At 74.4% G+C, this 7,390-nt stretch carries 6 protein-coding genes; 2 read left to right on the top strand and 4 right to left on the bottom strand.

Going from position 1 to position 7,390, the window contains the following annotated elements; genetic code table 11:
- Together cphA and E1289_RS35125 are read right to left on the bottom strand one after the other, a co-directional pair.
- A partial coding sequence (gene cphA / locus E1289_RS35120) for a cyanophycin synthetase (RefSeq protein ID WP_131988076.1) occupies nucleotides 1–2,322 on the bottom strand: 2,322 nt, incomplete at its 3' end.
- Nucleotides 2,323–2,324: 2 nt separating this feature from the next.
- Entirely contained in the window at nucleotides 2,325–3,161 is an 837-nt protein-coding gene (locus tag E1289_RS35125; RefSeq protein WP_131988078.1) for a cyanophycinase, read from the bottom strand.
- A gap of 122 nt (nucleotides 3,162–3,283) precedes the next feature.
- Between E1289_RS35125 and E1289_RS35130 the strand changes: the two genes are divergently transcribed.
- Nucleotides 3,284–3,946 carry a QsdR family transcriptional regulator gene (locus tag E1289_RS35130; RefSeq protein ID WP_165970747.1) on the top strand — a complete coding sequence of 221 codons (663 nt, stop codon included), beginning with the start codon at nucleotides 3,284–3,286 and terminating at the stop codon, nucleotides 3,944–3,946.
- 96 nt (nucleotides 3,947–4,042) lie between these two features.
- Entirely contained in the window at nucleotides 4,043–5,410 is a 1,368-nt protein-coding gene (locus E1289_RS35135; protein WP_165970748.1) for an AarF/ABC1/UbiB kinase family protein, read from the top strand.
- Nucleotides 5,411–5,422: 12 nt separating this feature from the next.
- On the opposite strand, the gene E1289_RS35140 is transcribed toward E1289_RS35135, so the two are convergent.
- Both E1289_RS35140 and E1289_RS35145 read right to left on the bottom strand, forming a co-directional pair.
- A complete protein-coding gene (locus tag E1289_RS35140) occupies nucleotides 5,423–6,268 on the bottom strand; it encodes a siderophore-interacting protein (RefSeq protein WP_131988080.1) in 846 nt (281 codons plus the stop codon).
- Between the two features lie 73 nt (nucleotides 6,269–6,341).
- On the bottom strand, nucleotides 6,342–7,390 hold a 1,049-nt coding region (locus E1289_RS35145), incomplete at its 5' end, for a serine hydrolase domain-containing protein (protein ID WP_243713377.1).

Consider the following 7,390-nt stretch of genomic DNA (forward strand, 5'->3'; position numbering starts at 1 on the left):
GCCGGTGCCCCAGTGCCGCTCGACGAGCGCGCCCATCGCCGCGACGGCCGCCGGGTTGTGCGCGTAGTCGACCAGGACGGGGTTGCCGCCGATCCGGTACACGCAGCCCCGGCCCGGGTTGTGCGTGTGGGGGTCGAACGTGCGCAGCGCGCGGGCCACGGCCTCCACCGGGACGCCGAGCGCGCGGGCGGCGGCGGCCGCGGCGAGGGCGTCGGCCACGACGTGGGCGGCGTGCCCGCCGAACGAGCCCGCCACGTCGGCGGCGGGCAGGATCCGGGTCCGGCGGTCGCCGCGCGCCTCGGTCAGCCAGCCGTCCGCCACGCAGTAGCCGACGCCGCCCTCCCGCAGGTGCTCCATGAGCACGGGCTCGCCGGGGGACGGCGCGAAGTAGCGCAGCACGGGGCGGCGGTCCCTGACCGCCCGGCGCCGCGCCAGGCCGGCCGCCGGCGGGTCGGCGGCGTTGAGGACGAGGTGCCCGCCGCGCCGGATCTCCTCGGCGACCAGGGCCTTGATGCCGGTCAGGTCGTCCAGGTCCTCGGTGTCGTCGACGCCGAGATGGTCGCGGGTGATGTTGGTGACGACCGCGACGTCGGCGCGCTCGTAGCCGAGCCCGCGCCGGACGATCCCGCCCCGCGCGGTCTCCAGGACCGCCGCCTCCACCGAGCGGTCGCCCAGCACCATCTCCGCCGAGCGCGGCCCGGACGCGTCCGACCGGTGGACGAGCCGCCCTCCGATGTACACGCCCTCCGTGCTCGTCATGCCGGTCCGCCTGCCGTCCAGCTCCAGCATCCGCGCGATCATCCGGACCGTGGTGGTCTTGCCGTTGGTGCCGGTCACCGACACGACCGGCACCCGCGACGGCGTCCCGGCCGGGTACATGAGGTCGATGACGTCGCCGGCGACGTCGCGGGCGGTCCCCTCGTGCGGCGCGAGGTGCATCCGCAGCCCGGGGGCGGCGTTGACCTCCAGGATCCCGGCGGCGCCGGGTTCGGCGGGCGGCGGGGACCCGATGTCGGGCAGCCTCAGGTCGATGCCGCACACGTCCATCCCGACGGCGGCCGCGGCCCGCACGCACATGCCCGCGACGTCCGCGTGCACCTCGCCGGTCACGTCGCGGCTGGTGCCGCCGGTGGACAGGTTCGCGTTGCGGCGCAGCCACACCCGCTCCCCGGCGGCGGGCACCGTCCCCGGGCCGTGCCCCTGCCGCGCCAGCAGCGCCAGCTCCGCCGGGCCGAGCGCCAGCCGGGTCAGCGGCCGGTCGTGGCCCGCGCCGCGGGCCGGGTCGGCGTTGACCCGGTCCACCAGCGCGGCGACCGTCGCGGTGCCGTCGCCGGTCACGCACGCGGCGGTCAGCTCCGCCGCCGCCGAGACCCGGCCGCCCACCACCAGGACCCGGTAGTCCTTGCCGGGGATGTAGGACTCGACGATGGCCCCGTCCCCGTCCCCGTCTCCGGCCCCGGCCGCGTCCGCGAACGCGGCCGCGACCTCCGGCGGGGTCGTCAGCCCGATGTGGACGCCTTGGCCGTGGTGACCCGCGAGCGGCTTGACCACCACCGGGCCGCCGATGCGGCGCAGCGCCTCCAGCGCCTCGGCCGGCGACGACGCGACCCGACCCTCGGGGACGGGCAGCCCGGCGTCGGCCAGGACCCGGTGCGCGAGCCGCTTGTCGCCCGCCACCTCCATCCCGATCGCCGAGGTGGCATCGGTCATCGCGGCCCAGACCATCCGCCGGTACCGCCCGTACCCGAGCCGCAGCAGGTTCAGGTCGCCGACGCGGCGTACCGGCACGCCCCGGCGGCGCGCCGCCCGGGCCAGCGCGGCGGTGCTGACCCCGAGCCGCTCGCTCTCGTGCAGGGCGGCGATGCGGGCCAGGTCCGCGGACGGGTCGGGCACCCGCCCGGCGAGGGCGCCCTGGACGGTCCGCAGGGCGAGCGTGACCAGCCGTTCCACCACCGTGCTCCCGGCGGGCTCGTCGCGCGGGCACTCCAGGATCACGTCGTAGTCGGCGGGCCCGCCCGCGCGGACGGTGCGGCCGAAGAACACCTCGCGGCCGATCATCCCGGACAGCTCCAGCGTGACGTGCTCGGTGACGTGGCCGAAGTAGGTGCCGCGCGCCATCGCGTCCAGCAGCCCCCCGGGCCGGCCCGCCGCGCAATGGTGCGTCGCGAGGCCCGGCAGGGCGTCCCGCAGGCGCTCGGCGAAACCCGGGTGGCCGGTGGTCTCGTGTCCGGCCAGGCCCTGGAGGTCGAGCCGGGCGATCGCGACGGGACGCGACAGGTAGACGTTCGGGCCGCTCAGGCGGCGCACATGGTCGAGGCGCACGGCTACTCCTCCTCCGCGGGGCCGCGCATGTCGCCGATCTCCGGGAGCCTGTCGTGCATCTGGAACGCGCAGCCGGCCGGCAGCAGGTGCAGCGACACGTCGAACATGGCCATCGGCTCGTCGTCCGACGCCGCGTAGGCGACCGTGGACTGCCCCGCGTCGACGACCGTGACCACACCGGTGCCGACGACGTCGAACCGGCCGTCGCCCACCACGATCGCCGTGTCCTCGTCTATCCCGACGCCGAGCAGCCGGGTGTCCAGCGCTATCCCGCTCATCAGCCGCGGCAGCCGCCCGCGCTCGTTGAAGTGCATGTCGATCAGCACGTTGTCGAGCAGGGCGAGGCCCGGCCCGACCTTCACGCTGGACGCGGCCACCTCGTGGCCGTGGCCGCCGAGGATCATCCAGTGCCCCATGGCGGTCGCGCCGGCGCTCGTCCCGGCGATGACGAGGCCCTCCTGGTCGAGGCGCCGCTTGAGCAGCTCGTTGGTCTTCGAGCCCACCAGTGTCCGGATCCGCGACTGGTCGCCGCCGCTGAACAGCACCCCGGTCGCCGCGTCCAGCGCCCGCAGCGTCGCCGCGCTGTCGGCCGCGGCGCGGCCGAGGAGCCGCAGCTCCCGGACGGCCGACACGCCGAGGCGGCCGAACACCGCGGTGTACTCCTCGGCGACCTCCTCCGGAACCTCGGTCGCGGTCGTCACCACGACGACCCGCGCGTCCTCGCCGCCCGCCAGCTCGACGAAGGTCTCCAGGGGCCCGGAACCGCAGGTGCGGTTCTCCGCCCCGCCGATGATCAGCAGCCGGCCCTTGTGTCCGGCGCCCGCTCGTCTCTCTGTCACACCTGTCGACTACCCGCGATCACCCTAGGTAGTCTCCTGACGACATAAAGCCATGTATCCGGCGGGTCCCGGCCACCGGGAGCGCGGCCGGGGCGCGGGCCGGGCTGTGTCATGCTGAGCGGATGAACGGCAGCCCCGTTCCCCCGGACGGCCCCGCCCGGCCACCGTCCGGGCCCTCCGGCCGGACGGCCGGTCCCGCCGCCGCGCTCGCGGCCGCGTCCGAGCACTACCTGCGCGGCGAGCCGATCGACATGTCGGCGCTGGCCGCCGAGCTCGGCGTGGGCCGCGCGACCCTGTACCGCTGGGTGGGCAGCCGCGAGCAGCTGCTCGGCGCCGTCCTCGCGGAGATGACCGAGCGCACCTACCGCGTGGCGACGCGCGGCGTGGGCGGCTCGGGCGCGGAACGCATCCTCATGGTCCTCGACAGGTTCATGCACGCGGTGGTGGAGGCCGAACCGCTCAAGGCGTTCACCGAGCGCGAGCCGCGGCTGTTCATCCGGCTGGCGACCATGCCGGGCACCATCGAGGACCGCTCCACCGAGTTGCTGACCCGGGAAATGCAGGCCGAGATCGACCGCGGGGCCATGCGGGTGCCGCTGCCCACCCGGACGCTCGCGCAGGCGATCGTCAGGGTCGCCGACTCGTTCATGTACGCGCACTACCTGGGCGGGAACCGGCCGCAGATCGACCAGGCACTGGAGGTCGTCGAGCTGCTGCTGCGGCCGTGCGGGGACGGCGTGGCGGCCGCCCGACAGAACGGCCGGGGAATCTCCGGACCTGGCTGAACGCTTGATAATTTGACGGGGAATGACCGTTTCGTGGCATTCCCCGGCGTGAGAGCCTGACAGTCATTGGACGCATTGTCGAACGAGGGACGGGCCGTGAGTGACATTCCCCGCCGCGCGGTGACGCGGACCGCCAAGCTGGCGTCGCTGCCGATCGGCTTCGCCGGGCGCACCGCGCTCGGGTTCGGCAAGCGGACGATCGGGCGCCCCGCCGAGGCCGTCGCGCTGGAGGTGCAGCGCCGCACCGCCGAGCAGCTGTTCGCGGTGCTCGGCGAGCTCAAGGGCGGCGCCATGAAGGTCGGGCAGCTGCTGTCGATCTTCGAGGCCGGGCTGCCCGAGGAGATCGCCGGGCCGTTCCGCGCCAGCCTCACCCGTCTCCAGGAGGCCGCGCCCCCGATGCCCGCCGCCACCACCCACCGCGTCCTCGCCGAGGGCCTGGGGGAGGACTGGCGCGAGAGGTTCCTGGAGTTCGACGACCGGCCCGCCGCCGCGGCGTCCATCGGCCAGGTCCACAAGGCCGTCTGGCACGACGGGCGGACCGTGGCCGTGAAGGTCCAGTACCCCGGCGCCGCCCGGGCGCTGATGAGCGACTTCAACCAGATCTCCCGCGTCAGCAGGCTCTTCACCCCGCTGTTCCCCGGCGTCGAGGTCAAGCCGGTCATCGCCGACCTCAAGCGGCGGCTGGAGAAGGAGCTCGACTACGTCGACGAGGCCCGCGCCCAGACCGCCTTCCACGACGCCTACGACGGCGACCCCGACTTCGTCGTCCCCGCGGTCGTCGCCCAGTCCGGCAACGTCCTCGTCACCGAATGGCTGGAGGGGACCCCGCTCGCCAAGGTCATCGCCGAGGGCGACCAGGAGCGGCGCGACCGCGCGGGCATGCTGCTGTTCCGCTTCCTGCTCTCCGGCCCCGCCCGCTGCGAGATGATCCACATCGACCCGCACCCGGGCAACTTCCGGCTGCTGGACGACGGCCGCCTCGGCGTCATGGACTTCGGCGGAGCCGCCCGCGTCCCGGCCGAGCTGCAGTGGTCGATCGGCCGGCTCACCCGCATCGGGACGCTCGGCGACCCCGACGCGATCGTCGACGCCCTCCGCGAGGAGGGGTTCCTCGTCCCCGACGCCGAGGTGGACCCCCAGGAGGTCGCCGACTTCATCGGGCCGCACGCCGCCCCGTTCGCGGTGGACCGCTTCCGCTACTCCCGCGAGTGGATGCGGGAGCAGACCGCCCACGGACTGGGCGTCGCCTCCGACATGCGCCCCGGCGCCCTCGCCCGCCAGTTCCGGCTCCCGCCCCAGTACCTGGCGGTCAGCCGCGCCCTGACCGGATGCGGCGGCGTCCTCTGCCAGCTGGAGACCGAGGGCGACTTCCGCGCCGAAGTGGAACGCTGGCTCCCCGGCTTCACGGCCGACGACGGCCCCACCACCGACGAAACCGGGGAACCGGAGGAGGCCACCGCCTGACCGGCCCAGGGGTCAGGCGAGCGCTCGGGCCTCTTCTTCCTCCACCTGGCGGTTCCAGTCGCGCTTGATCGACCGCCAGCCCTCATCGTCGCGGCCGCGGCGCCAGTAGCCGGAGATGGACAACCGCTCCAAGGGCACCCCGCGCTCGATCCGGAGGTGCCGCCGGAGCGCCTTGACGAAGCCCGCCTCGCCGTGGACGAACGCGTGCACCTCGCCCTCGGGGAACTCCAGCTTCTGGACGGCCTCGACCAGCAGGTCACCGACCGGGCCGCCGCCCCGGTGCAGCCACACGATCTCCGCGTCCCCCGGCGTGGGCAGCTCCTGCTCCTCCTCGGGGCCGGCGACCTCCACGAACACGCGGACGGGGGCGCCCTCCGGGATCCGCTCCAGCGAGGCGCCGATCGCCGGGAGCGCGCTCTCGTCACCGGCGAGCAGGTGCCAGCCGGCGCCGGCGCGGGGCGCGTAGGCGCCGCCGGGGCCGAGGAACAGGATCTCGTCGCCCGGCCGGGCGCTCGCCGCCCACGGGCCCGCGAGGCCCTTGTCGCCGTGGTGGACGAAGTCGATGGTCAGCTCCACGGCCTCGGGATCCCACGCCCGGACGGTGTAGGTCCGGGTGACCGGCCACTGCTCGCGCGGCAGCTCGGCGCGGATCCGCTCCATGTCGAACGGCTCCGGGTACACCACGCCCGGCCGCCGGAAGAGCAGCTTGACATAGTGGTCGGTGAACTCGCCCGCGCCGAACCCGGCCAGCTCCGCCCCGCCGATGACCACGCGGATCATGTGCGGGGTGAGGCGTTCGGTGCGCAGCACCCTCCCCCGGTTGAGCGTGCGCCCCTCGCGCGCCGGTCCCGTCGCCATGCGGCCTCCCGATGATACGGATCACACTGCTTAGGTAACCCTAACCAGGGAGGCCGCCCGGCTTGTTCCCCGGCTAGCCCGCGCGGGCCGTGCGGGCCGTGCGGGTTCGCGCGACCTCGGCTGCGACGGCCTCGAACGCGGCGTCGGTCTCCTCGCCGCCGGCGAGGGTGAAGAGCGTCGACTTGACGATGACGACGCCGTACCTCGGCGAGACCCAGATCAGCTGGCCGCCGAGCCCGCTGGCGGAGAAGTCGCCGTCCTCGCCGAGCCACCACTGGAAGCCGTACCCCGGTTTGAACGGCGCGGCGGGACGCGTGGACTGCTCCACCCACGAGGCGGGCACGACCTGCCGGTCGCTGGCCTTCCCGCCGTTCAGGTACAGCAGGCCGAACCGGGCGAAGTCGCGGCCGGTGGCGTAGTAGCAGCAGTACCCCATGCTGTTGCCGTTGGAGTCGTTGCCCAGGTACGCCTTGGACGCCATCCCGGCCGGTTCCCAGATCTTCCGCTGGACGTAGGTGTGGTAAGGCACGCCGGTCGCCTCGGCGACGGCCCAGGCCAGGACGAACGAGTTCATGCTCGTGTACTCGAACCTCGTCCCCGGCTCCCAGCCCCGCCTCTGCCGCTTCGCCATGGCGGTGAGCGGATGCCCGAGGCTCGCGGCGACGTGGACCGGGGGGACGTCCGAGGTCTCGTCCCACTCGATGCCCGACGACATCCGCAGCAGGTCCCGGAGCGAGACGCCGTCGTAGCCGGACCCCGCCAGCTCGGGGACGTAGCGGGTGACCGGGTCGTCGATCGAGTCGATGTGCCCCTCGCCGAGCGCGATGCCGACCGCGGCGGAGGTGAACGACTTGGCCATCGACCACGACTGGAAGAGGCTGCCGCGGCCGGCCGCGACGTAGCGTTCGAAGACGACGCCGTCACCGTCCAGGACGACGAAGCCCTGGGTGCCGGTACGGGCGAGGTAGTCGTCGAGCGTGCGCCGCTGTCCGCCGTAGGTGTAGGTGACCGAGAGCGGGCGGTGCGCCTCCCGCAGTTCGAGGGGGTCGGACGAGGGGAGCAGCGGGTCGAAGCCCGCCCGGTGCTCGGTGACGGCGGCGGACGGCGGAGCGGGCGGGGGAG

The sequence above is a fragment of the Actinomadura sp. 6K520 genome, assembly GCF_004349245.1.
Lineage (GTDB): Bacteria > Actinomycetota > Actinomycetes > Streptosporangiales > Streptosporangiaceae > Spirillospora.

Bases quoted from the DNA above. Each gene is read 5' to 3' on its own strand.
- E1289_RS35130 (WP_165970747.1), top strand. From the start codon at position 3,284: ATGAACGGCAGCCCCGTTCCCCCGGACGGCCCCGCCCGGCCACCGTCC.
- E1289_RS35140 (WP_131988080.1), bottom strand. From the start codon at position 6,268: ATGGCGACGGGACCGGCGCGCGAGGGGCGCACGCTCAACCGGGGGAGG.